Source organism: Streptomyces sp. NPDC104371, assembly GCF_055583785.1.
The window spans coordinates 415,921-439,653 of the sequence record NZ_JBVJNF010000005.1 but is presented as its reverse complement, the minus strand read 5'-3'; the positions used below and the strand labels follow the sequence as shown (position 1 = coordinate 439,653).

Here is a 23,733-nt window from a genome sequence, read left to right as displayed (position 1 = left end):
GCCCCCGGTTTCCTGCTGCGATGTCGAACCTTCGCTTCGTGGAACCCGCCGACGATGCCTCGCTCGAGGACTGGCGGCACGTCCACAACGAGATCATCCCCGCGGACCCGCTCTCCCTCGACGACGTACGCGAGCGCGTGCGGCGCAACCGCCTGGAGGTCGCGTACCTCGGCGACGTCCTCGTGGGCTGCTCGACCGTGCGCCCGCCCACGGACGGCACGGCCACGGTCATCGCGCGCATCCTGCCCGCCCACCGCGGGCAGGGGTTCGGCGGGCGGCTCTACGAGCGGGGCCTCGAACAGGCCCGTGGGCTGGGTGCCGAGACGATCGAGACGATCGTGCTCGGCACCAACCCCGACGGGCTCGCCTTCGCGCACCAGCGCGGGTTCGTGGAGGTCGAGCGCTATGTGGCGGGCGTGGACGAGATCTGGCACACCTTGCGGCTCAACTAGGCCCTGTTACGACGGGCGCCGGGCGTTCTCCGGGAGTTCGTACGAGCCGTACCGCGGGCGGCCCGCGCGGTCGTAGGAGTGGATGGTGACGCCCTTGGCCGTGGTGCGGGCCTCGATGTGGTCGAACGCGGTGGGCAGGGTGCTCTCCGCGAACAGACGGTGCCCGCTCCCGAGGATGAGCGGGCACGTCAGCAGGTGCAGGGTGTCCACGAGGTCGAGCGCGAGCAGGGACCGGACCAGGGTGGCGCTGCCGTGCACCTGGAGTTCGCCCTCGGTCCGCTCCTTGAGGTCGGTGACCTCCTTGGCGAGGTCGCCGCGCAGCACCGTGGTGCCCGCCCAGGAGGGTGTGCCGAGGGTCTGCGACGTGACGTACTTCGGAAGGGAGTTGAGCCGGGAGGCGATCGGGTCGGCCGGGTCGGTCAGCTTCGGCCAGTGCGCGACGAAGACCTCGTAGGTGCGGCGGCCGAGGAGGAAGGCGCCCGCGCGGTCGAAGACCTCGGCCATGAACCGGCCGAAGCCCTCGTCGCCGTAGGGAACGCTCCAGCCGCCCTGGGTGAAGCCATCGCTGGTGTCCTCGTTGGGCCCGCCCGGTCCCTGGTGAACGCCGTCGAGGGTGAGGAACGCGGTAACGGTGAGCTTGCCCATGTGCGGGTGCCCTCCTTGCTCGGGTGGTGATCCGTACTGTTGTCAGCGGTTCAGACCGAGCCGGTGCCCGTAACTCATCGGTCGGCGGTCATCCGATTCCGTCGAATCTCGTACGGCACCCCCCCGCTCATCCCGTGTGCGTCGAGAACAGGCCGCCCGTCGGTCCCTGCTTGTCGCCGCCCTGGGCCTTCTTGAGCGCGTTGGCGAGGCTCTCGATGGTGAGCGACTGGAGGATGACGCGGCCTTGGCCCTCCAGCGTGGCCAGGGACAGGCCCTCGCCGCCGAAGGCCATGTTCATGAGCCCCTGGCGGTTGAGGCCGCCGATCCGCTCGACGCCGTACTGGATGCCCTCCTCGAAGGCGACGACGCATCCCGTGTCGACCTCGATCCGGCCGCCGAAGTCCGCGGGGTCGAGGTCGATGAAGTTGCCCGCCCCGGCGATGATCACCGTGCCGCGACCGGTGAACTTCTCCAGGATGAAGCCCTCGCCGCCGCTCATGCCCGTACGGCCGCCCTGGAAGGCGATGCCGAAGTCGACCGTCGACTCGGCGGCCACGAAGGCGTCCTTCTCCGCGAACCACGCGCGCGTGCCGTCCAGTTCCAGCGCGCGCATCTCTCCGGGGAGCACACCGGCGAACCCGACCGTGCCCTCGCCGCCCTGCGCCGTGAAGTACTGGAACGCGAGCGACTCGCCCGCCAGGGCGCGCTGGCCGACCTGCATCGCCGTGCCCATGGCCTGGCGCAGGAAGCCGCCCATACCCCCGGCCGAGCCGCCGCCCGGGGACTGACCGCCGCCGTTCGACGGGCCGGAGAGGCGGGTCTCCATGGTCACGTTCGTGGTCTTGAAGAGGAACTTGCCCGCCTCGCAGTACACGGTCTGCCCCGGGCTCAGGGTGACGACCGCCATCTGCATGGCGTTGCCGACGATGTCTTGGCGAAGAGTCACGCCGGGAGAACGCCGGGGGCCGTGCGAAGAGTTCCGGCCGTCCCGGAATGCGTCCGAACGGGTGGCCTCAGCCGCCCAGTTCCTGGTGGCGGGCCGCCAGGCGGGCCGCGCCGTCCTCGGTCAGAGAGCCGTGCAGGCGCAGCCGCGAGATGCCGCCGTCCGGATAGATGTCCACGCGCGCGTGCGTGCCGACGGCCGGGGCGGGCAGCACGAAGCGGTGGTTCGTGTCGGGCTGGAGGCGGGTGCGCGGCAGGATCTCCCGCCACCCGGCGCCCTCCCCGCTCTCCGGGTTCCCGTCGTCCTTGACCGAGACCGAGGCCCAGCCCGCCGCGTTCCCCTTCAGACAGGCCGTGTCGATCTCGATCGCGCGGATCCACGACCGGGCCACCAGCCGGTAGCGGATCCAGTCGTTGCCCCGGTCGCGGCGGCGGCGTGTCTCCCAGCCCTCATCCATCGTGCGGGAGCGGCCCGGCCTGATCGTGTTCGTGGCCGGGGAGTAGAAGAGGTTCGAGGCGTCTTCTACTTGGCCGCCGTGCTCCAGCGCGACCACGTCGAAGGTGCCGAGGACCGCCAGCCAGGCCGGGTCCGGGACCACCTCGCCGTACACGCGCAGGCGCGCCACGCCTCCGTCGGGGTGCTGGTTCAGCCGCAGGTGCGTGAAGCGCTGTTCGGCCGACACCGCGAAGCCGTTCGCCGCGTGGCCCGCGACCGGGGTGCGCGGGACCAGCGTCGTCCACTTCACCTCGTCCGACAGCAACTGCTCCGGGGACGGTGAGCCGGGCGCCGACGCCCCCTCGACGGACACCGCCTGGGGGTAGTTGCCGCGGAAGTGCGCCGTGTCGACGACGATGCCGCGGACGACGCCCGGCGTGCCGAGGCGCACCAGTGCCCAGTCGTGGACCTCGGAGGTCGGCCACGGCTGCTCGGCGGAGACGCCGCGGCGCCGCCGTGTCTCCCAGCCGTCCATGACCTTGCCCTTGTGCCCGAAGTGCCCGGGGTCGAACTCGGCGCGCTCGGGCACGAGGAGGTTCTCGCGCGGGGCGAAGAACTCGTCGCCCGCGGCGATGACCCCGGCGCCGAGCCCTCGGTCGGCGAGGTCGGTGTACCGGGTGAAGGGGAAGTCGGCGGTGCGGTAGTCCGCGTAGGGGTCCCCGCCCGTGTACGGGGCGGCGTCGCCGGTGAAGCGGACGATCCGGGAGGGGTGCTGCTGCGCGGTCACGGTGATCGGGCCTTCCTGCCTGGGACGGGAGGGGAGTCAGCCGGTTCTGCGGAGCAGTCGGCCCTTCGGCTCGGTGAACTCGCCGTCCGCCACGATGCGCTCGCCGCGCAGCCAGGCGGACTTGACCACGCCGTACAGGGTCCTGCCCGCGTACGCCGTGACCCGGTTGCGGTGGTGGAGGGCTGCCGGGTCCACGGTGAAGGTCTCGTCGGGGGCGAGCACCGCGAAGTCGGCGTCGCGGCCCGCCTCGATGGCACCCTTGCGGTCGAGGCCGGCCAGCCGCGCGGTGCGCGTGGACATCCAGCGGGCCACGTCGTCGAGTCCGTGGCCGCGTCGACGGGCCTCGGTCCAGACGGCGGGCAGGCTGAGTTGGAGGCCGGAGACGCCGCCCCACGCGGTCGCGAAGTCGGCGGTCTTCAGGTCGGCCGTGGACGGGGAGTGGTCGGTGACCACGCAGTCGATGGTGCCGTCCGCCAGCGCCTGCCACAGCGGCTCTTGGTTCGCGGCCTCGCGGATGGGCGGGCAGCACTTGAACGCACTGGCCCCGTCCGGGACCTCCTCGGCGCTCAGGGTCAGGTAGTGCGGACAGGTCTCGACGGTGACCGGCAGGCCTTCGGCCCTGGCGGCGGCGAGCAGCGGCAGCGCGTCACCGGAGGACAGGTGCAGTACGTGCACGCGCGCGTGGAGCCGTTTCGCGTGGGCGAGCAGGTTCGCGACGGCCTCGGTCTCGGCGGCTCGGGGCCGACTGGCCAGGAAGTCCGCGTACTTCGGGCCGCCCCGCCGCGGTGCGGCGGCGAGTTGACGCGGATCCTCGGCGTGGACGAGGAGCAGTCCGCCGAATCCGGTGATCTCGGCCAGGGAGCGGGCGAGTTGCTCCTGGTCGAGGTGGGGGAACTCGGTCACGCCGGAGGGCGACAGGAACGCCTTGAAGCCGAAGACGCCCGCGTCGTGCAGCGGTCGCAGGTCGCCCACGTTGCCGGGCAGCGCGCCGCCCCAGAACCCGACGTCGACATGGATCGCGCGGGCCGCGGCCTCCCGCTTCGTACGGAGGTGGTCGACCGTCGTGGTCGGCGGGAGGGAGTTGAGCGGCATGTCGATCAGGGTGGTGATGCCGCCTGCCGCCGCCGCGCGCGTGGCGGTGCGGAAGCCCTCCCATTCGCTGCGGCCCGGGTCGTTGATGTGCACATGGGTGTCGACCAGGCCGGGCAGCAGGACGTCGTCGCCGAGGTCCTCGATCCGGGCCCCCGGCGGTGCGTCCGCGTCGTGGGGCAGGACGGCCGTGATCGTGCCCCCGGCGACCGCGACCGAGGCGGCGCGGGTCCCTTCCGGGGTGATGACGCGCGTCGAGCGCAGGACCAGTTCGGACACCCGGACCACCCTTCGCCGTGCTGTCGAGGGAGTCTTCACTCCCGCCTTCACACCGTCAAGAGCCCCGCACGGCGCGCTGCCCGATAGGCTGCTTCCCTCCCCACCGGCCCCGAAAGGACCGCTCCGTGCCGACGTCCAGCGCCAGCGACGCCCCCGCCAAGTCCGCCGCCGGTGGTGTCCAGTCCCTCGATCGCGCCTTCGATCTGCTGGAGCGGATGGCGGACGCGGGCGGCGAGATCGGCCTCAGCGAGCTGTCGGCCGACAGCGGGCTGCCGTTGCCGACGATCCACCGGCTGATGCGCACGCTCGTGGCGAGCGGGTACGTACGCCAGCAGCCCAACCGCCGCTATGCGCTCGGCCCCCGGCTGATACGGCTCGGGGAGTCGGCGGCCCGGCTGCTCGGCACGTGGGCCCGTCCCCATCTCGCGCGTCTGGTCGAGGAGACCGGCGAGACCGCCAACATGGCGCTGCTCGACGGCGACGACGTCGTGTACGTGGCGCAGGTGCCGTCCAAGCACTCGATGCGGATGTTCACGGAGGTCGGGCGGCGGGTACTGCCGCACACCACGGGCGTGGGCAAGGCGCTGCTGGCCGCCACGCCCGACGACGAGGTCCGCGCCCTGCTCGCGCGTACGGGCATGCCCGCCGTCACGGAGAAGACGATCACCACGCCGGAGGCCTTCCTGGCCGCCCTGGCGGACGTACGCCTCCTCGGGTACGCGGTCGACGACAACGAGCAGGAGATAGGGGTCAGGTGCCTCGCGGTGCCCGTGCCCGACTCCCCGACGGCCGCGGCGATCTCCATCTCGGGCCCGGCGGGCCGGGTCACGGAGGCGTCGACGGAGAAGATCGTGCCGGTGCTCCAGGAGGTGGCGGCGGAGCTGTCGCGGGCGCTGGCGAGTTCGGGACCGACCGCCTGAGACGACGTCGGGTATGCAGGACGTATGACGGGGACAGGACGCACCACTACGGGACGTACGACGGCTGCGCGTACGGCGCGCGATGAAGAGGCCGTCGCCGGGCTGCTCCTCGCGGCGGGCGGAGGGCGTCGGCTCGGCGGGCGGCCCAAGGCGCTGCTCGACCACCGGGGCCGACCGCTCGTGGAGCACGCGGTGTCCGCCTTGCGGGCAGCCGGATGCGGCCGGGTGCACGTCGTGCTCGGGGCCGCCGCCGACACCGTACGGGACCGGGCGGACCTGTCCGGCTGCGTCCTCGTGGACAACCCGGACTGGGCGCAGGGCATGGGTTCCTCGCTGCGGGCCGGGCTCGCCTCGCTGGCCGGGACAGGGGCGCGCGCGGCCCTCGTCTCCCTGGTCGACCAGCCCGGCATCGGCTCGGAGGCCATGGCCCGCGTCCTGGCCGCGTACCGGGACGAGGCCTCGCTGGTCTCGGCGACCTACGACGGCGTACGGGGGCATCCGGTCCTGCTCGGCCGCGCCCACTGGGCGGGCGTCGCGGAGACGGCCACCGGGGACCGGGGGGCGCGCGCGTATCTGCGGGCCCGTGAGGAAGCGCTCGCGCGCGTGGAGTGCGGGGACGTCGCCCGGCCGTACGACATCGACACACCAGGCGATCTGGTGCACCTGGAGCCAGGCGGGGCAGAGTAGACGGGACGGCGCCGCCGAGCCCCCGTCGCGCCCTCGTACCGGCTCACCGAAGGATCCTCGTACCGGCTCATCCAAGGAGAAGCGACCGCTCATGTCCGCATCCGCCCTGCCCCCGGCAGCCCTTGTCGACGCCGAGCCCCTGCCGCGCCAGGAGGAGGTCCTCACCGGTGCGGCGCTCGCCTTCGTGGCCGAGCTGCACCGGCGGTTCACGCCCCGGCGCGACGAACTCCTCGCCCGCCGCGCGGAGCGCCGGGCCGAGATCGCCCGTACGTCCCGGCTCGACTTCCTTCCGAAGACCGCGGCGATCCGCGCGGACGGCTCCTGGACCGTGGCCCCCGCACCGCGAGCCCTGGAGGATCGCCGCGTCGAGATCACCGGCCCCACCGACCGCAAGATGACCGTCAACGCGCTCAACTCCGGTGCCCGGGTGTGGCTCGCGGACTTCGAGGACGCGTCCGCTCCTACGTGGGAGAACGTGGTCCTCGGCCAACTGAACCTGATCGACGCGTACACCCGGGCCATCGACTTCACCGACCCGGACACGGGCAAGTCGTACGCCCTGCGCCCCGACGAGGAGCTGGCGACGGTCGTCATGCGCCCGCGCGGCTGGCATCTGAACGAGCGTCACCTGGAGGTCGACGGGCGGCAAGTGCCCGGCGCCTTGGCCGACTTCGGCCTGTACTTCTTCCACAACGCGCGCCGTCTGCTCGACCTCGGCAAGGGCCCGTACTTCTACCTCCCGAAGACGGAGTCGCATCTGGAAGCGCGCCTGTGGAACGACGTGTTCGTCTTCGCGCAGGACTACGTCGGCATTCCGCAGGGCACCGTCCGCGCCACCGTCCTGATCGAGACGATCACGGCGGCGTACGAGATGGAGGAGATCCTCTATGAACTGCGCGACCACGCCTCGGGGTTGAACGCGGGGCGCTGGGACTATCTGTTCTCGCTCATCAAGAACTTCCGTGACGCGGGGCCGAGGTTCGTCCTCCCGGACCGCAACGCCGTGACGATGACCGCCCCGTTCATGCGGGCGTACACCGAACTCCTCGTGCGTACCTGCCACAAGCGCGGCGCGCACGCGATCGGCGGCATGGCGGCGTTCATCCCCTCCCGGCGCGACGAGGAGGTCAACCGGGTCGCCTTCGAGAAGGTCAAGGCGGACAAGGACCGTGAGGCGCGCGACGGTTTCGACGGTTCCTGGGTCGCCCACCCGGATCTGGTCCCGCTCGCCATGGCCTCCTTCGACCAGGTGCTCGGCGACCGGCCGCATCAGAAGGACCGGCTGCGCGAGGACGTCGACGTCAAGGCCGCCGATCTGATCGCCGTCGACTCCCTGCGCGCCCGGCCGACGTACGCGGGTCTGGTCAACGCCGTTCAGGTCGGCATCCGTTACATCGAGGCGTGGCTGCGGGGTCTGGGCGCGGTCGCCATCTTCCATCTCATGGAGGACGCGGCCACCGCGGAGATCTCCCGCTCGCAGATCTGGCAGTGGGTCGACGCGGGCGTCGAGTTCGAGAACGGCGAGAAGGCCACGGCCGAACTGGCGCGCAGGGTCGCCGCCGAGGAACTGGCGGGCATCAGGGCCGAGATCGGCGCGGAGGCCTTCGCCGCGGGCCACTGGCAGCAGGCCCATGATCTGCTGCTGAAGGTGGCCCTGGACGAGGACTACGCGGACTTCCTGACGCTGCCCGCGTACGAGCGGCTGACCGGCTGAACCACGGACGACCGCGACCCCGGGCGGCCGACCGGTCCACTCCCCGACCGGCGCCCGGCCGCGGTCAGCCCAGGTGTACCGACCAGTCCTGTTCCGCGGCCGGTTCGCCGTGCAGGTCGGGGACCTGCTTCAGCCAGGCGGGGCGGCCCTGCCGGGTCTTCGCCGCGCGGAGGGCCTCCTCGGCGGCGAGTTCCTCGCGGGTGGGGAAGTCGGTGGGCAGCCAGGTCCCGGACGCCTTCACTCGCGCCGAGAGATACGCCACGTACGCGTCGCGGACCTCGCCGGGCGTCGTGAAGCCCGGCTCGCCGGTCAGCCACGCGTCCGGTACCTCCTCGGTGATCTCCCGCAGCAGTGCGTCGGTCACGCGCGGCGCCAACTCGGCCTCGGCGGACCGGGTGTCCGGGGTGAAGTGGCCGAGGGCGTGATGGCGGAAGTCGTACGCCTTCTCGGGGGCGGAGGCCTCCCAGCGGTGGTGGAAGACGAGGGCCGCGCCGTGGTCGATCAGCCACAGGCGTGGGGGCGCGGTGCCGAAGGTGGGCCAGACCATGAGGTTGGAGCTGTGGATCGTGCGGTCGACGTTCACGGTCAGGGCGTCGAGCCAGATGACCTTGCCCGCCTCCACCGGATCGACCGTGCAGGCCCTGGCGACCTCGGGCGTGAAGTCCCGCGCGCCCGGGAGGTAGTCCATGCCGAGGTTGAGACCGGGGCTCGCGTTCAACAGCTCCCGCACTTCCTGGTGCGGTTCGTGCGCGGCGATCTCGGGGTCGAAGTGGGCGAGGACCAGTTCGGGCACGCGCAGCCCGAGCCTGCGGGCCAGCTCACCGACGATGATCTCGGCGACCAGCGCCTTGCGGCCCTGCGCGGAGCCGGTGAACTTGACGACGTACGTGCCCAGATCATCGGCCTCGACGACACCGGGTACGGAACCGCCGGACCGCAGAGGTTCGACGTAACGGGTCGCGGTGACCTCCCTCAGCACTGTCCCCGGCTCCTTCCACATGGCCCGACCTCGGCGAGCATAGTAACCAGGCCGCCTACGACCCCTTCGGGACGAACCGTACCGGCGCCCGGAAGCGGGCCTTGCGGGCGGCCCGGCGGAACGTCGTCAGCACGGCCGGTCCCGCGAGCAGGACGCACACGAAGTTCGTGACGGCGCGCCCGGTGTCCCAGCCGAGTGAGGTGGCCAGGTCGAAGGCGACGTAGCGATGCCACTGCTCGGTGAAGGGCAGGCCGGGCAGGTAGGCGATGGAGCTGTTGGGGTCGAGGGAGAACGGCCAGAAGGAGAGGTTGAGCAGGAAGCCGAAGAGATAGCCGGACAGGGATCCGTAGACCGCGAGCAGCAGCACCTCGCGGCGGCCGGTGGCGCGCGGCAGGAAGCCCGCGAGCATACCGACGAAGGCGCAGCCGAACATCTGGTACGGCATCCAGGGGCCGACGCCGCCGGTGATGAGCGCGGAGGCGAACAGTGAGGTGCAGCCGAGGGTGAAGCCGAAGCCGGGACCGTAGACGCGTCCGGCGAGGACGAGCACGAAGAAGACCGTCTCGATACCGGCGGTGCCCGCGCCGAGCGGGCGCAGGGCCGCGTTCACGGCGGACAGGACGCCGAGCATGGCCAGGGCCTTGGAGTCGATGCCGCCCTCGGCGATCTCGGACAGCACGACGCACAGGACGAGCACCAGCAGCACACCGAAGATCAAGGGGGGTGCGTAGTTCGAGCCGAAGGTGCCCGGTGCCACGACGAACGGCCAGAAGAACGCGACGATCCCCAGGAAGGCCGCCATCATGATGACCAGGCCGATCCGGGGCGTGAGCCGGATGGCGGACGCGGTCGGTCTGTTCGACGGTGTCACGGCCGTGCCTCCTGCTGACCGGGGGCGTCGAGCGCGGTGGTGACCTGGTCGACGGTGAGGAACGGCAGGGGCGCCAGGATCTTCGCCGTCTGGGGCGCGAAGACCGGGGAGGCGACGATGACGTCGGCGGTGGGCCCGTCGGCGACGATGTCGCCCTCGGCCATGACCACGACGCGGTCGGCCGCGCGCGCGGCGAACTCGACATCGTGGGTGGAGACGACCACGGCCCGTCCTTCGGCGGCCAACGCGTCGATCACATCGATCAGTTGGGCCTTGGCCCGGTAGTCGAGGCCGCGGGTCGGCTCGTCCAGGAGCAGGACCTTCGGCGCGGCGGTGAGCTGGATGGCGAGGACCAGGGCGAGCTTCTGGCCCTCGGACAGGTCGCGGGGGTGGGTGGCACCGTCGATGTCCGGCGCGAGCCGGTCGAGGACCGCCCGCGCGCGCTCCCCCGTGGCGGATTCGCTGTCCGCCTGGGTGAGTTCCTGCTCGACGCTCTCCAAGTACAGGAGATCCGCCGGGGTTTGGGGCACCAGGCCGACGAGTTGCCGGGCGCGCGCGGCGGACTGTGTGTGGGGATCCTCCGTCGTGGCGCCGTCCGCGACGGCGACCGTGCCGGAGTGGCGGGGTCCGGTGCCCTGCAACGCCCACAGCAAGGACGACTTGCCCGAGCCGTTGCGTCCCATGAGGGCGGTCACCTCCCCCGCGCGCAACGCGAGATCGACCTCGCGGACGGCCGGGACGCCCTGGTAGGCGACGGTCACCTTGCGGGCGGTGAGCAGTTCGGGGCGGTCCTGCTCCGCCGCGGGCCGCACGGGTGCCGGGGTGTGTCCGGCCAGCCGGGTGCGCAGCGGGGCCGCGGCTCTGCGGGCGTCGCGGATGGACAGCGGCAGCGGGTCCCAGCCCGCGGCGCGCCCCAGTTCGACGATGGGCGGCGCGATCGTGGACGTACGGAGGATGTCGGCGGACGGACCGATGCGTACGTGGCCGTCGCCGGGCAGGTGGAGGACGCGGTCGGCGTACTGGACGACGCGCTCCAGGCGGTGTTCGGCCATCAGTACGGTGACGCCGAGGTCGTGGACGAGCCGGGTGACGGCGGCGAGCACCTCCTCGGCCGCGGTCGGGTCGAGCGCGGAGGTCGGCTCGTCGAGGACGAGGACACGAGGGTGGGCGGTGAGGACGGAGCCGATGGCGACGCGTTGCTGCTGGCCGCCGGAGAGTTGATGCAGGGCGCGGTGGCGCAGATCGGCCAGGCCCAGCAGGTCGAGGGTCTCTTCGACGCGCTTGCGCATGGTGGCGGGCGGGATCGCCAACTGCTCCATGGCGTAGGCGAGTTCCTCCTCCACGGTGTCCGTGACGAAGCCGTCGAGCGGGTCCTGGCCCACCACGCCTACGACGTCGGCGAGTTCACGGGGCGGATGGTGAGCGGTGTCGCGGCCGTCGACGGTGACCCTGCCGTACAGGGTGCCGCCGGTGAAGTGCGGTACGAGGCCGTTGACGGCACCGAGCAGTGTGGACTTGCCGACCCCCGTGTGGCCGACGACGAGGCAGAGTTCGCCTTCCTCGACCGTGAGGTCGATGTCGCGCAGAGCCGGGCCGGGCGCGTCGTCGTACTCGATGGTGACCTGGTCGAAGGTGATCACGCGGTGTCGGCTTTCGGGTCGGTGCGTTGTGGGTCGGTGTGCTGCCGTGCGGTTCGGTGTGGCGCGGTCGGTGGCGGGGCCAGGAAGCCCGCGGTTCCGGCGAGCAGGATCGCGAGGGTCGGCACCAGCGGGAGGTCGGGCCAAGTCAGCGGATAGAAGGTGGGGTTGAGCTGGGCCGCGTCGTACCCGAGGTGGGTGAACAGCAGGACGGCGGAGAGCACTCCGCTGCCCGCGACCGTCCACTCGGGCACGCGCCACGGGTCGGGCCGGTACGTGGTACGGGTGACGCGGCGCCCACCGAGCCGCAGCCCGGCGACGCACAGCGCGGCACCCACCGCCATCGCGGGGAACCCCAGGAAGGCGGGCGCGGTCGCGTCGAGGAGCCCGTACGCACCGGCGCACAGCCCGCACATGCCCAGCAGCATCAGCGCGCCCGTGATCCGGCGGGAGCGGCGGGTGGCGGTACCGGCGCGTCCGTAGCCACGGGAGTCCATGGCGGCGGCCAGGCGCAGGGAGCGCTCCAGCGCGTCCTCGAGAACCGGCACCACGATGCCGCGCAGCGCCCGTATCCCCCGGGCGCGTTCGGCTCTCAACTTCCGTGCGCGTGCCACTCGTTGGACGCTCTGGACGAGCTGCGGGGCCACGCTGATGGCGACGGTGACCGCCACGCCCAGCTCGTACAGGGCGCCCGGCAGGACCCGCAGGGCCCGCTTCGGGTTGGCGAGGGTGTTGGCGGCACCGATGCAGCACAGCATGCAGGCCAGGCGGAGTCCGTCCGTGGCGGAGGACAGGACCGCTTCCAGCGAGACGGGGCCGCCGATCTGGATGCCCGCGTACCAGTCGGGGGTGGGGATGTGCGGCAGGGAGAACAGGAAGTGGTCGTGGGGGGTGATGCCGGTGGCGAACACGGCGCGGAAGGCGACCCGGATCGCCACGACCGTCAGTGCCAGGTACAGGTAGTACTTGAAGCCGCGGGCCCAAGGTGCCTGCGTACGGCGGGCGGTGACGACGTAGCCGAGGACGGCCAGGACGAGGAACAGCAGCAGCGGGTTGTTGGTGCGGCTGACCGCGGTGGCGAGCGCGAGCGCCCAGATCCACCAGGCGAGCGGATGCAGGGTGCGGGGCAGGCGACGGCCGCCGCGGTCCGGCGCGGGGCCGGACCGCTCGGCTTCCGCCGCCAGGGAGGTGCGGGCCATGGGCGTCACTCGTGCGGTCTGCGGCGCGCGGAGTACACGGCCGCGCCTGCGATCAACGCGACGAGCCCGCCACCCGCGACGACGGGCAGGACGGATCCCGTGTCGTGTGGGGCGTCGGCCTTCGGAGCGGCGTCAAGGACCCGCGTCCGCGTGCCGGTCGCGGACGACGCGGTCGCGCTCGCCGTGTCCTGCGGGCTGGGTGATGCCGGGGCGGACGAGGACGGACTCGTGCTCGGTTCCGGCTTCTCGGACGTCTTCGGCTTCGCGGACGGCTTCGGCTGCTTCGACGTGGTCGGCTGCTTCGCCGCGGCCGAGGGCTTCTTCGTGACGTGACGCTCCGGTGCCGGGCCGGTGTTCACGTTCGGCGGCAGCTTGGGCGCCTTCGCGGTGGAGGCGGGCTTGCCGCCGCCGCTCGGCTGGGTGTTGTGGGCGCGCAGTTGGTCGGGGGTGACCTTGGGGCGGCCCTTCGTGCCTTCGAGGTTGGTGCCGCCGAAGATCCACAGGTCGACGCTGCCGGGCTTCGGCTTGTAGAGCATGGCGCCGAGTTGGCTGTACTCCCAGTTACTGGCGCCGGGGTCGGCGTGCCAGTACGACCAGTAGGCCGAGGCGGGTGGCGTGAGCACACAGTCGTCCTGGGCGGCCGTCGGGAACTGCTTGCCGCCCAGGTAACCGCTGTATCCGATACGGCAGATGAACGCCGGGCCGTCGTGCCCGGTGCCGGTGGTGCGCCAACCGCCCTGGTTGAGCAGCTCGTAGCCCGTGGTCGGGGTGGTGCCGCAGGAGCGGTAGATGGGCCCGCCCCAGTGGCTGAAGTCCACGGCGAGCACCACCCCGGAGGTGGTCGTGCAGCGGCCCATGGCCTGTGGGTCGGCCACCGCCTGCCCGGCGCTGGCGCCGAGCCCGGCGGTGGTCAGGCCGAGCGCGACCGCCAGCCGGGCCAGGGCACCCGTGAGGCGCCGGGTCCTCATCGTCGCTCTCCCGCGGCGACGCGGCGCCGGGCGACGACGACGGTGCGCCAGCCGGCGGCGCTCATGAGGACGGCCAGTGCGGCAAGTGCGCCTACCTGGACGCCGGTTGAGGCGAGGACGCCGCTGTCACCGCCGGTGGCGTCCACGACGTTCCCGCCGCCCCCCTCATCGGTGTCCCCGGGCGTGACGATCTCGGGCGCGCCGTCACCGTCGTCATCGCCGTCGTCGGTGGGCGTGGGCTGCGCCGACGTGCCGTCGAGGCTGCGCTCCAGTGTGCCGAAGGAGATGCCGGTGGCGCCGCCCACGGCCTGGGCGGAGGCGCGGAGGTTGGAGCCGCGCTGGCCTTCCACGGCGACGTTGAAGCCGCCGTCGGTGTTCTGCTGCGCGGCGAGGAACTTCAGGGCCGCCGAGATCTCGTCCTGGTACGTCGACTTGTCCAGGGACAGGCCCTGCACGGCGAGCGCGGCCGAGTTGACGGAGTTGCCCGACGCGCCGGGAAAGCCACCGTCGTCGTACTGCTGGGCGGCGAGCCACTTCAGCGCCTTGTCGACCGCCTTGTCGGCCGTGTCGCCGCCCGCGAGGTCGAGGGCCATCGCGGCCATGGCGGTGGAGTCGACGTCGGAGTCCCCGGTCGGCGGGATCAGGCTCGGCCAGGCGCCGTTGTCGTTCTGGAGGCTCTCCAGGTACGCGATCGGATCCTGGGCGTTGTCCTTGTCCCCGGCGCGCAGTTGGGCCATGACGCCGAGGGCCTGCGAGAAGACGGACGGGGCGTAGGTGTAGGCGCCCTTGGCCGCGCAGGAGCGGTCCGGGGCCTCGCTCGGCGCGGCGCACACGGCCTTGTCGAGCGCGGCGATCAGGTCGTGCCCGGCGAAGTCGCGCGGGTCGCGGTCCACCGCCTCGGCGAGCAGCGCGGTCTTGCCGATCGAGCCTCCGGCGGCGTACTTGGTGCCGACGTTGGTCCAGTCGTTGACGGTGCGGCCCTCGCCGTCCTTGCCGCCCTTGTCGAGGAAGTCGACGATGCCGCGCAGCTTGTTGTTGTTCAGGCCGGTGGCCGCGAGGGCGTAGGCGCCGTCGATGGTGAGGCCGAAGTCGGCGCGTACGGAGCCGGCCTCGGTCGGGTAGTACCGGCCCTGCTTGAGCTGGTCGGCCGCGGTGAGGTAGGCGACGCCCTTCTTCAGGTCGGGTCCCTCGCCCCGCGTCGGCTCGCTGGTCGGCCCGGTGCTCGGGCCGTCGGTGGACGGCGGGGTGGTCGGGCCGGTGCTGGGGTCACCGGTCGACGGCGGGTCGGTCGGCTCGGGCTTCTCGGTGGTGAGCGTGGCGAGGTCCGTGCGGGCGCCCGCGAGGACGGCCATGGGGGTGGCGTAGAGGGTGGAGTCGACGGCGTCCTGGTCGAACCCGAAGCCACCGTCCTTGAGTTGGGCGCGCGAGAGCCATCCTTCGGCGGCCTCCGCGCGGTCGGTCTCGCCGAGCGCGCGCAGGGTCTGGGCCGCGTACGAGGTGGCGATCACGTCGCCGGTGGTGGATCCGGTGTAGCCGGGGAAGGCACCGTCGTCCTGCTGGCTCTTGGTCAGGTAGCCGAGGGCCTTGGTGACGGCGTCGTCGTGGCCGCCCGCCCGGTGCAGGGCGAGGGCGACGAGGCCGGTGGTGGCGGGGTCGCCGTCGCAGTACTCACCGGGCGTGATGAGGATGCTGGTGACGCCGCCGTCCTTGCACTGCACCTGGGTCAGCCGGTCCACCGCCTCGGTCGGCGGCTTCTCCTCGGCGCGTATCAACGCCAGTACGGCGCGGGCCTGTTCGTCGGCGTAGCCGATGCCGCGGAAGTCGCCCTTCGCGGTGCAACCGTCGGCGGGGGCAGCCGCCGGGCACACGTTCCCGCTCAGGTCGGCGATCAGGTCGCGCCCGCCGAAGTCCTTCGGGTCAGCCTCGGTCGACTCGGCGAGCAGGGCGAGGCGGGCGGCGGCTGCCGTGTCGGGCGTCTGGTCCTTGCCGTTCGGGGCGGTGTAGTCGTCGACATGCTGGGCGAGGAAGGAGGTGACCTTGTCGAGGGTGTCGCTCTTGCCCTCGGCGGCGGCGAGGGCGTAGGCCGTCTCGACGGTCAGCAGGTAGTTCGGGGTCTCGGCGCCGTCGTCGACGACGCGTTCCCCGTCGGTCAGGCGGCCCTTGAGCCAGGTGGCGGCCGCGGCCAGATCGACGCCTCCGGGCGCTCCGGTGGGTCCGGTGCTCGGTTCAGGGGTCGTGGTGCCGCCCGCGCGTACGTCGTCGGGGCTGAAGGTGGGCTTGCCGCTGGTGCCCCCGATGTCGGTGCCGCCGTACACCCAGGCGTCGACGTCGCCGTCCTTGAGCTTGCGGTTCATCGCGCCGTACTGGCTGTACGACCAGTCGTCCTGGCCCGGTGAGGCGACCCAGTACGACCAGTAGGCGGTCGCGGACGGGGTGAGGACGCAGTCTTCCTTGTCCTGAGTCGGGTACTCCGTACCGGAGTTGAAGGACGCGTTGCCGATGCGGCAGATGAAGCCGGGGCCGTCGTGCTGGGTCCCGGTGGTGGTGAAGCCGCCGTCGTGGAGGAGTTCGTAGCCGGTGGTGGGGCTGGTGTCGCAGCCCCGTTCGACCTTGCCGCCGAACGGGCCGAAGTCGACGGCCACGACGGCGCCCTTGGTGGCGGTGCAGTCGCCGACCGGCGCGGCGGCGGCGGGCGGGGCGACCGAGAGGAACGCGAAGCAGGAGGCGGCCAGGAGGGCCGGCGCGGTCAGCGCGGCTGCCACCGCCCCCGACCGTCTCGGTGTCGGTATGTCCGTGCGCCCCATGGTTCCCACAACGGCTCCCTCGCTGTGTGGCCGAGGCGGGGAACGATCGCGTGGCAGATGCCCGGCGCGGAGGCGGAGAGCCGCGCAGCCGAGCGGGTCGCACCACGCCGTAGTCCGCGACGGCGTCTGTTGCTTGGAACACGCTCCAGGTATTCCGGCTCGCCCGATCAGGATCGGGCCTACGGCTGCGGGTCAGCGCCGGACTTCGACCGGCTTCCCCTGGAACTGCATTGCGTATCAGGCGAATTGGAACACGCGTCCGGAGAGACCGTCAAGACAGTGCGTCGCGGCACGCGAGCACAGCGTGAGGCGGGCTGTAGCGGGGCTCGCGTGCCTCGGGTACAGTCCCGCCCTGCCGAGTGGGGGAATCCGGTGAGAGTCCGGAGCTGACGCGCAGCGGTATGGGGCGGGCGACCGTTTCCGAGCCCGAATGCCCAAGCGGCACAGGCTTGTTGGAAGTCGGTCCACGCGTCTCGGACGGCGGCCACACCCGCCGTGTGCACCCGTCAGGGGGACCCGTCGGGCCGGGTCGGCGTCCCTCTACCCCTGGAGCACGCCATGTCCCGTTCCGCCCTCGGCCGCCGCGCCGTGTTCACCGCTGTCGCCGCCCTCGGCGCGTTCGCCCTGACCACCCTGCCCGCGGCGGCGACCGCCACCCCGGCCCAGATCGCCACATCGAAGACGAACGGTGTGACCTATCTCAAGTCCCTTCAGGGGGCGGATGGTTCGTACGCCGGATCGGGCCTGTCCAACGAGTGGGCGTTCAGCGCGTTCGCCGCGGCCGGTACCGCGGCGGTGGATGTCACGCCCGGCGGTGACGCGAGCAAGAACGCGCGGACGGTGTACAGAGACCTGCTCGCCACCAGCGCCTGGCCGTCCTCGTCCCCCGTCGTCACCGACTACGAACGCGCCACGCTCAACGCCTACGCGGCCGGTATCGACCCGTCCCGCGTCTCCGCCTCCCGCAACCTCGTCGCCGACATCTACCGCTACTGGCAGACCGGCGAGCCCGGCTACTTCGGCCCCTCCGGCAACTTCAACGGCACCGTCTTCGCCGCCCTCGCCCTGAACGGCGCCAGGACCACCTCCGGGCAGGTACGCATACCCCAGGCGCTGCGCGACGCCGTGATCAACCGGATCCGGGCCAACCAGCACGACGACGGCGGGTGGAACTTCGGCAAGGCCGAGGGCAACCCCGACCAGCTCGCCGCCGCGAGCGATGTCGACATGACCGGCGCGGCGATGGCCGCGCTGTGTGTCTCGGGCGTCCCGAACACGGACCCCGATGTCGCGCAGGCCAAGGCGTTCCTCAAGGGCAAGCTGGTCGCCACCTCGGGTGCCTTCAACGCCATGTTCGGCGTCAACACCGACTCCAACGGCTGGGCCGTCTCCGGTCTCAACGCCTGCGGCATCAACGCCCAGACCGGTGACTTCCTCACCTCCAAGGGCAAGACCCCGGTCGACTTCCTCATCAGCCAGCAGTTCAACCCCGGCGGCGGCTTCAAGTACCTGCCCAGTGACACAGCCCCGCAGGCGTACGCCTCGATCGACGGCCTCCGCGCGGTCGCGGGCGGCGGCTTCACCGCGACCCCGCCCGCGCCCGTCACGTCCGGCGCACCGCAGTGGGTCGCCCAGTCCACGCTGACCTCCGGCACCGCGACCTCCCTCGCGCTGAGCGTCGACGACGGCTCCGGGAACCTGAAGGTGTGCTCCGTCGCCCTCACCCCGACCGGCACCACGACCACGCTCGGCGCCGTCCTCGACGCGGCCACCGCCGGGGCCACTCCTTCCGGCTGCGTCAGCGCGGTGACGCCCTCGTCCGGCAGCGGTCAGCTCACCTCCCTCAACGGGAAGGCCAACAGCGGCTCGAACACCTGGAAGGTGAGCGTCGACGGCTCGTCGTTCGCGACGGCCGCCCGCGACAAGAGCATCGCCGTCGGCGACACGATCGCCCTGCGCTGGGGCGCCTGACCACCCACGACGGCAGGTGACCTGCCCCACCGGACGGGTCGCCTACGTCACACCTCAACTCCCCTTCCGCAAGCGGCCGTGACGCACACGGTGCACCGGCCCGGTCCCCGGTCGGGCCGGTGCACTCCCTTCCCGGGCAGGCAGGACGTCACCCCCTGAACAGCTCCTCGACTGCCTTGACCACGCGCCCTGTTCCGTCCTCGGTCGCCATGTGCCGCGCGGCTCGCACGGCGGCTCGTGTGTAGCCCTGCTGTGTGATGACTTGGTCGAGTGCGTCGGCGAGGCGTTCAACGGTGAGGTCGTGGAAGGGGATCGGGGCGGTGCCCGCGCCGAGGGTGGCCAACCGCCCTGCCCAGAAGGGCTGATCGGCGGTCACGGGTACGGTCACCGAGGGCACCCCGGCGCGCACCGCGGCGGCCGACGTTCCGGCCCCGGCGTGGTGCACGACGGCGGCCAGGCGCGGGAAGAGCAGCGTGTGCGGTACGTCCCCGACGGTGAGGACGGTGTCGCCGTCGGCCGCGAGCCCGGCGCTGCCTGTCTGGAGGATGCCGCGCAGCCCGGCGCGCCGTAGCGCCCGTACGGCCAGCTCGCTCAGCCGCTCCCCCTCCCCGGCCGCCATGCTCCCGAAGCCGATGAGGACGGGCCGGGGTCCTTCGCGCAGGAAGTCCTCCAGTTCGTCGGGCAGCCGTTCGGCGGCGTCGAGATGGGGCCACCAGTTGCCCACCACGTCCAGGCCGGTGCGCCAGTCCGCAGGGCGCGGCACCAGCGCCGTACTGAAGCCGTGCAGGACGGGCCAGTCGGCCTGTTCCTGGCGGCGGCGCATCGCGGACGGGGAGAGCGGGGGCAACTGGAGGCGCTCGCGCAGCGTGGCGACCGCCTGCTCGAAGACGCGGTCGGCCATGCGCAGCGCGAAGCGTCCGGTGGCCCGGTTGCCGAGGCGGCCCAGCGAGCGGGGACTGGTGACGATGGGCGGGAAGTCGCCGGTCGGCGCGTTCGGGGTGAGGTACACGCCGAGGCTCGGCAGGCCGGTGGCCTCGGCGAGGTGCCAGCCGAGCGGGGCCGTGGTGGCCGACAGCAGGAGCAGATCGGTCCCCTTGTCCACCACATCGGCGAACCCCTGGCCCAGTTCGGTGACGAACGCGGCGGCGGTGCACATCAGTTCACGCTTGCTCGTGACATCACCGCCCGCGCGTGTGTCGCCGGGCAGCGGGCGGAACTCCAGTCCGGCGTCCCGTACGAGCGGCGCGAAGGAGTCCGTGGTGGCGAGGGCGACCTCGTGCCCGGCCCGGCGCAGCTCCGCGCCCAGGCCCGTGTAGGGCGCGACGTCGCCGCGTGATCCGGCCGCGGCGATCAGGATCCTCATCGGTCCTCCTCGGAGGCGGTACGGCCGCCGGTGCGGCGGGCCGCGTTGGCGTGGACCGCCTTGCGCAAGTAGGCGGCCAGGCCGGGACGTTGCTGGGACGGCGGTACGACCAGGGCGAAGGCGCGCGGGTCGGCGGCGAAGTCGTCCGCGATGCGACGGTGCATGTCGGGCGGGCAGGAGGTGAACCAGCGGGAGATGTGCAGGCGGTGCTCTTCGGCGAGGTCCATGGCCCGTTCGCCGTCGTCGGGTTGCCCGTCGTCGAAGGCCGCGAGCAGTTCGGCGCGCCAGGCGGCGGCCTCCCCCATGAGCCGCCGCCAGTCCTCCTTGGTGTGGGCGGCCGCGCGTGCCATCGACTCCTGATGTCCTGGTGAGTCGGCCCACTTGAACTCCGCCTGGGTGGCGTAGCTCAGATCGAGTCTGATCTCACCGAAGACCTCGAAGCGTTCCTGAGGCGTCAGGGACACCCCGGTCTGCGCGACCTCGATGGCGCGTTCCGCCACCTCCGCCAGTTGCTGGAGCCTTGCGATCTCGTCGCTCAACTGCCTTTGCCGGGCCTTGAGTTGCTTCAGGGCGTTGGCCTGGGGGTCCTTGAGGATGGCGGCTATCTCCTCGAGAGGGAAGCCGAGTTCGCGGTAGAAGAGGATCTGCTGGAGCCGGGCCAGGTCGGCGTCGCTGTAGAGGCGGTAGCCCGCGTGGCTGCGTTCGCTGGGCGAGAGCAGTCCCGCCTTGTCGTAGTGGTGCAGCGTACGGACCGTCACCCCGGCGAACGCGGAGACCTGCCCTACGGAGTAGCTCATCCACCTGCCCTTTCGTCGGCGTCCAGCATCGAGCCTGACGTAAGGGGAGGGTCAACTCGCGCCGTGGACCGGGCGGTTCAGTGGTCGGCCAGGGGGTTCGGCAGCGGCAGATAGCGCGCGTCGGCGCCGTCCGCGCCGGTCCAGCGCAGCAGGAGGTTGGTCTTGCCGGGGAGGGTGGGCGAGGTGAGCAGGGCGGGGATCTCGGGGACGGCGTGGCGGGCGAGTTCCGTGCGGGCGGCGGGCCAGGGGTCCCAGTCGGGGTGGTGGTGCGAGAGCCGGGCGGCCAGTTCGGTGAGGTTGTTGACGATCAGGCAGTAGACGAGCCGTTCCCAGCCCGCCTCCCGGTCCACGTCGGTCAGGAGCTTCACGCCTTCCGCGTCCCGGAACAGTGTCTGGACGGGCAGCCCGGTGGTGTCCACCGCGACGAGGGTGTTCTGAAGGTGGGCTTCCAGGACGACGCCGTGGCGGTGGAACGCCTCCAGGGCCGGGGGGACGACCTGGCGCAGATAGGCCGTCCACCACGGGGCCGGGTCGGTGAGCGTGTCGAGCGGGCTGCCCTCGAAGCCTTCGGCGAGGGCGGCGGCCAGCAGCGGGGTGGTGCCCGGCAGCAGATGCGGGCGCAGGCCGTCACGGACGAGGACGGCCAGTTCCTCGAAGGCGTGGTCGGCGGTGCGGTAGCCGCGGTCGCTCAGCCAGGCCGCCGGGCCCTCGATCGCCGCGAACGCGGACACCGCTGCGGTGTTGACATGGCACAACCGGCGCAGGTCGTGGCGCCACAGTCGGCGGATGTCGTTGGTGATCCGCACGTCCAGGCTGAACTTGAGGAAGAGGTCGCGGTCGGGGGCGTACACGGTGCGGATCGCGGCGGTCGGCCGTACGGGGCGCGGGGTGGAGCCAAGTCGGATCAGCCGCCCGTCCTCGAACGCCTCGCGGATCTCGGGGCGGGCGGCGACCAGGTCGAGCTGCCAGGGGTGCGCGGGCAGCAGCCGGTAGCCGTGCGGGGCCGTGCCGAGCGCGTCGAGCGCCGTGGTGTCGCCCTCCTCGACGACCGTGTCCTCCCGTACCCCCAGCAGGACGAGCGGGAAGCGGGCGTACGCCTCCGGCGCGTAGGGCAGCCAGCTCGCGACGGGTCCGCCCCCGCGCGCCTTGGGCGCGGGGTGGTAGGGGTGCCCGGTGACCAGGGACTGCTCGGAGCGCGTGTACGGGTCCTTCGGCGCCGTCGCGTGAGCGCGGGCGGCCAGGATCGCGGCCACCGCGTCCCGGCTGTCGATCATCTCGCCGGGCAGTTCGGGGTTGGAGACGCCGGTGGCCTCGCGCAACTCCTCGACCGTGAGTTTGACCAGTTCCGGGTGGGTGAGGGGCCGCCAGGCACCGTCGGCGTGCAGTTCGGGGTCACCGGGGCGACGTCCGCCGCGTACCCGCAGCAGCCGGCCACTGGCCCGCAGCCGGTGGACGCCCGCCTCGCCCGCGGGTTCCGCGGCCTCCCGGAGCAGACAGTTGAGCAGCGGCGCCATCGCGTGGGTGTCGGCACGGTCGGGGGCGTTGTCCCTGGGCTGCATGGGCTGCATGGGGTCCCTGTGATCCGTTCGTCCGTATGGTGCACTGGCGTTCAGTATGTCTGTCGTGGTCCGTCCCCACGATGCGGTACGCGAGCCCCGAGGAGCCCGACTGTGCATGCCCCCTCTGTCCGCGCCGAGGCCGAGCTGGCCGACGAGCTGCACACAGTGCGGCCCGATCTGTCGGCGTCGTACGCGGCCGGGCTGCCCGGCGCCCGGAGCGCCGTGCTCACCCGGCTGTGGCGGGCGCTCGCCCATGAGCCGCTGCCGTGGATCGCGCGACGGGAGGCGGTGCGCGACGGGCTCGTCCTGCATCTGACCGACGGGCGCCGTCTGGACGGCCCGCCCGTGGACCCGTACGCGACCACCGCGTACGTCGGTGAGGTACGGCTGGACGGGCGCGCGTACGACCGTCCGGCCGCGCTGGTCCGGGCCCTCGCGGTCCCGCACGGTGTGGCGTTCGCCGTCGAACTCGACCACAGCACCGCCTCGTTGGCGCTCTCCCGGGCCGCTCAGCCTTCGGAGGCGCCCGAGCCGGTGTCGAGCCGGGAGTGGGAGCAGCGGCTGGTCGACGGGCATCCGTACCACCCCAACTGCCGTTCCCGGCCGGGCTTCTCGGTGGCCGAGCAGCTCGCGTACGGTCCCGAGCACCGGGCGCGGGTGCGCCTCGGCCTGGTTCCCGTGGACGACGCTCTCGTACGGGGCACCTGGCCCGCATGGCTGCGGCGGGACGGGCGGGTGATGGTCCCGGTCCACCCCTGGCAGTCGCGGCATGTACTCCAAGTGACGCCCGAGGAAGGCCCGTTGGCCCATCCGTTGATGTCCTTGCGCACGCTGGCGCTGCCCGCGTGCGGGCCGCATGTGAAGACCGCGCTCAGCGCACGGCTGACGTCCTCGGTGCGGGACATCTCGGTCGCCTCGGTCGAGATGGCGGCGGCGGTGTCCGGCTTCATGGAGACGATGGCCGCGCGCACGGACGGCCTGCTGGTCGTCACCCGCACTCTGGGAGCGATCAGCGCCCACTCCCCCGATCTCGCCGCGCTGGTGAGGGAGTCACCCGAGACGTACGCGGACACGGCGGCCGGTGAACGGGTCGTCCCGGTGGCCGCTCTGCCGCTCACGGGCCTGCCCGCGTCCCCTGCTTGGCTGGCCCGGTTCACGCGCCTGGCGCTCACCGCCGGTCTGCGGTTGCTGGACCTGGGGGTCGCCCTGGAGGCGCACGGCCAGAACCTCCTGGTGGTGCTCTCGTCCACGGGTGCTCCGCTGCGGCTGGTCTACCGCGATCTCGCCGACATCCGGGTGAGCCCGGCCCGGCTGGCCTGTCATGGCGTCAAGGCACCGGAGTTGGCGGGGCGGATCGTCACGGACGACGAAACCGCCTTGCGGCGCAAGCTGTTCGGGTCGCTGGTGGCGGGCGCGCTGGCGTCGACGGCGGGGTCGGGGACCGCCTTGCGGACGGCGCTGCGCGACGCCGTCCGGGATCTGCCGTCGACGCCTGATCTGTCCGCGCTGTGCGAAGGTCCGGTGCCCACCAAGGCGTTGACGCTGATGCGGCTGTCGCCGGGGCGAACCGGGGACCTGTGGACGCGCCTGCCGAACCCACTGGCCGTCTCGTCGTTTTGAAGCGCACCCCCTCG

19 protein-coding genes and 2 riboswitches are annotated in these 23,733 nt (G+C 72.3%); of the genes, 6 read left to right on the top strand and 13 right to left on the bottom strand.

What is annotated here, in order from left to right; all coding sequences use genetic code 11:
• Positions 1-20: 20 nt before the first annotated feature.
• The gene (locus ACZ60T_RS18980; RefSeq protein ID WP_469666917.1) at positions 21-452 is read left to right on the top strand and encodes a GNAT family N-acetyltransferase; all 432 of its coding nucleotides are present in this window, start codon (positions 21-23) and stop codon (positions 450-452) included.
• Between the two features lie 6 nt (positions 453-458).
• Here ACZ60T_RS18980 and ACZ60T_RS18975 read toward each other — a convergent pair whose 3' ends face one another.
• The 4 genes from ACZ60T_RS18975 to allB form a co-directional block, all read right to left on the bottom strand.
• On the bottom strand, positions 459-1,097 hold the full coding sequence (locus ACZ60T_RS18975) for a dihydrofolate reductase family protein (protein WP_469666916.1): 639 nt from the start codon (positions 1,095-1,097) through the stop codon (positions 459-461).
• A 127-nt stretch (positions 1,098-1,224) separates the two neighbouring features.
• Complete coding sequence (locus ACZ60T_RS18970) at positions 1,225-2,043, bottom strand: AIM24 family protein (RefSeq protein WP_469666915.1); 819 nt, start codon at positions 2,041-2,043, stop codon at positions 1,225-1,227.
• Between the two features lie 67 nt (positions 2,044-2,110).
• Positions 2,111-3,262 (bottom strand): allantoicase, encoded by a 1,152-nt coding sequence (gene alc / locus ACZ60T_RS18965; protein ID WP_469666914.1) that lies wholly within the window; start codon positions 3,260-3,262, stop codon positions 2,111-2,113.
• A gap of 36 nt (positions 3,263-3,298) precedes the next feature.
• Entirely contained in the window at positions 3,299-4,630 is a 1,332-nt protein-coding gene (gene allB, locus ACZ60T_RS18960; RefSeq protein ID WP_469666913.1) for an allantoinase AllB, read from the bottom strand.
• A gap of 125 nt (positions 4,631-4,755) precedes the next feature.
• Between allB and ACZ60T_RS18955 the strand changes: the two genes are divergently transcribed.
• The 3 genes from ACZ60T_RS18955 (at position 4,756) to aceB (ending at position 7,951) form a co-directional block, all read left to right on the top strand.
• Positions 4,756-5,550: an IclR family transcriptional regulator gene (locus ACZ60T_RS18955; RefSeq protein ID WP_469666912.1), complete on the top strand. Its 795-nt coding sequence runs from the start codon at positions 4,756-4,758 to the stop codon at positions 5,548-5,550.
• Between the two features lie 24 nt (positions 5,551-5,574).
• Positions 5,575-6,237 (top strand): nucleotidyltransferase family protein, encoded by a 663-nt coding sequence (locus tag ACZ60T_RS18950; RefSeq protein ID WP_469666911.1) that lies wholly within the window; start codon positions 5,575-5,577, stop codon positions 6,235-6,237.
• A gap of 91 nt (positions 6,238-6,328) precedes the next feature.
• The gene (aceB, locus tag ACZ60T_RS18945) at positions 6,329-7,951 is read left to right on the top strand and encodes a malate synthase A (protein WP_469666909.1); all 1,623 of its coding nucleotides are present in this window, start codon (positions 6,329-6,331) and stop codon (positions 7,949-7,951) included.
• A 64-nt stretch (positions 7,952-8,015) separates the two neighbouring features.
• Here aceB and ACZ60T_RS18940 read toward each other — a convergent pair whose 3' ends face one another.
• From ACZ60T_RS18940 to ACZ60T_RS18915, 6 genes are all read right to left on the bottom strand, one after another.
• On the bottom strand, positions 8,016-8,930 hold the full coding sequence (locus ACZ60T_RS18940; protein ID WP_469666908.1) for a HipA family kinase: 915 nt from the start codon (positions 8,928-8,930) through the stop codon (positions 8,016-8,018).
• Between the two features lie 55 nt (positions 8,931-8,985).
• Positions 8,986-9,735 (bottom strand): ECF transporter S component, encoded by a 750-nt coding sequence (locus ACZ60T_RS18935; protein WP_365623993.1) that lies wholly within the window; start codon positions 9,733-9,735, stop codon positions 8,986-8,988.
• 62 nt (positions 9,736-9,797) lie between these two features.
• Positions 9,798-11,441: an ABC transporter ATP-binding protein gene (locus tag ACZ60T_RS18930; protein WP_469666907.1), complete on the bottom strand. Its 1,644-nt coding sequence runs from the start codon at positions 11,439-11,441 to the stop codon at positions 9,798-9,800.
• The gene (locus tag ACZ60T_RS18925; protein WP_469666906.1) at positions 11,438-12,637 is read right to left on the bottom strand and encodes an energy-coupling factor transporter transmembrane component T; all 1,200 of its coding nucleotides are present in this window, start codon (positions 12,635-12,637) and stop codon (positions 11,438-11,440) included. The genes ACZ60T_RS18930 and ACZ60T_RS18925 overlap by 4 nt, the downstream gene beginning before the upstream one ends.
• A 5-nt stretch (positions 12,638-12,642) precedes the next feature.
• Positions 12,643-13,605, bottom strand: a complete 963-nt coding sequence (locus ACZ60T_RS18920) for a hypothetical protein (RefSeq protein WP_469666905.1) — start codon at positions 13,603-13,605, stop codon at positions 12,643-12,645.
• Positions 13,602-16,409: a prenyltransferase/squalene oxidase repeat-containing protein gene (locus ACZ60T_RS18915; RefSeq protein WP_469666974.1), complete on the bottom strand. Its 2,808-nt coding sequence runs from the start codon at positions 16,407-16,409 to the stop codon at positions 13,602-13,604. Before ACZ60T_RS18915 ends, ACZ60T_RS18920 begins: the two co-directional genes overlap by 4 nt.
• Before the next feature lie 124 nt (positions 16,410-16,533).
• A riboswitch (cobalamin riboswitch) is annotated at positions 16,534-16,683 on the bottom strand.
• Positions 16,684-16,771: 88 nt separating this feature from the next.
• A riboswitch (cobalamin riboswitch) is annotated at positions 16,772-16,845 on the top strand.
• Between the two features lie 122 nt (positions 16,846-16,967).
• Between ACZ60T_RS18915 and ACZ60T_RS18910 the strand changes: the two genes are divergently transcribed.
• The gene (locus ACZ60T_RS18910) at positions 16,968-18,380 is read left to right on the top strand and encodes a prenyltransferase/squalene oxidase repeat-containing protein (protein WP_469666904.1); all 1,413 of its coding nucleotides are present in this window, start codon (positions 16,968-16,970) and stop codon (positions 18,378-18,380) included.
• Positions 18,381-18,528: 148 nt separating this feature from the next.
• Here the strand turns inward: ACZ60T_RS18910 and ACZ60T_RS18905 are convergent, their stop codons facing one another.
• The 3 genes from ACZ60T_RS18905 to ACZ60T_RS18895 all read right to left on the bottom strand — a co-directional run bounded on the left by ACZ60T_RS18905 (position 18,529) and on the right by ACZ60T_RS18895 (position 22,108).
• Positions 18,529-19,743 (bottom strand): glycosyltransferase, encoded by a 1,215-nt coding sequence (locus ACZ60T_RS18905; RefSeq protein ID WP_469666903.1) that lies wholly within the window; start codon positions 19,741-19,743, stop codon positions 18,529-18,531.
• The gene (locus tag ACZ60T_RS18900) at positions 19,740-20,540 is read right to left on the bottom strand and encodes a MerR family transcriptional regulator (protein ID WP_469666902.1); all 801 of its coding nucleotides are present in this window, start codon (positions 20,538-20,540) and stop codon (positions 19,740-19,742) included. The genes ACZ60T_RS18905 and ACZ60T_RS18900 overlap by 4 nt, the downstream gene beginning before the upstream one ends.
• 77 nt (positions 20,541-20,617) lie before the next feature.
• A complete protein-coding gene (locus ACZ60T_RS18895; RefSeq protein WP_469666901.1) occupies positions 20,618-22,108 on the bottom strand; it encodes an IucA/IucC family protein in 1,491 nt (496 codons plus the stop codon).
• Between the two features lie 102 nt (positions 22,109-22,210).
• On the opposite strand from ACZ60T_RS18895, the gene ACZ60T_RS18890 reads away from it, so the two are divergent.
• Entirely contained in the window at positions 22,211-23,719 is a 1,509-nt protein-coding gene (locus tag ACZ60T_RS18890) for an IucA/IucC family protein (RefSeq protein WP_469666900.1), read from the top strand.
• The last annotated feature ends 14 nt before the right edge of the window (positions 23,720-23,733 follow it).

Excerpts from the sequence above, each read along its gene's own strand:
- ACZ60T_RS18980 (WP_469666917.1), top strand. The coding sequence starts at position 21 with ATGTCGAACCTTCGCTTCGTGGAACCCGCCGACGATGCCTCGCTCGAG.
- ACZ60T_RS18975 (WP_469666916.1), bottom strand. The coding sequence starts at position 1,097 with ATGGGCAAGCTCACCGTTACCGCGTTCCTCACCCTCGACGGCGTTCAC.
- ACZ60T_RS18950 (WP_469666911.1), top strand. The coding sequence starts at position 5,575 with ATGACGGGGACAGGACGCACCACTACGGGACGTACGACGGCTGCGCGT.
- aceB (WP_469666909.1), top strand. The coding sequence starts at position 6,329 with ATGTCCGCATCCGCCCTGCCCCCGGCAGCCCTTGTCGACGCCGAGCCC.
- ACZ60T_RS18935 (WP_365623993.1), bottom strand. The coding sequence starts at position 9,735 with ATGATGGCGGCCTTCCTGGGGATCGTCGCGTTCTTCTGGCCGTTCGTC.
- ACZ60T_RS18925 (WP_469666906.1), bottom strand. The coding sequence starts at position 12,637 with ATGGCCCGCACCTCCCTGGCGGCGGAAGCCGAGCGGTCCGGCCCCGCG.
- ACZ60T_RS18920 (WP_469666905.1), bottom strand. The coding sequence starts at position 13,605 with ATGAGGACCCGGCGCCTCACGGGTGCCCTGGCCCGGCTGGCGGTCGCG.
- ACZ60T_RS18915 (WP_469666974.1), bottom strand. The coding sequence starts at position 16,409 with ATGGGGCGCACGGACATACCGACACCGAGACGGTCGGGGGCGGTGGCA.
- ACZ60T_RS18910 (WP_469666904.1), top strand. The coding sequence starts at position 16,968 with ATGTCCCGTTCCGCCCTCGGCCGCCGCGCCGTGTTCACCGCTGTCGCC.
- ACZ60T_RS18905 (WP_469666903.1), bottom strand. The coding sequence starts at position 19,743 with ATGAGGATCCTGATCGCCGCGGCCGGATCACGCGGCGACGTCGCGCCC.
- ACZ60T_RS18900 (WP_469666902.1), bottom strand. The coding sequence starts at position 20,540 with ATGAGCTACTCCGTAGGGCAGGTCTCCGCGTTCGCCGGGGTGACGGTC.
- ACZ60T_RS18895 (WP_469666901.1), bottom strand. The coding sequence starts at position 22,108 with ATGCAGCCCATGCAGCCCAGGGACAACGCCCCCGACCGTGCCGACACC.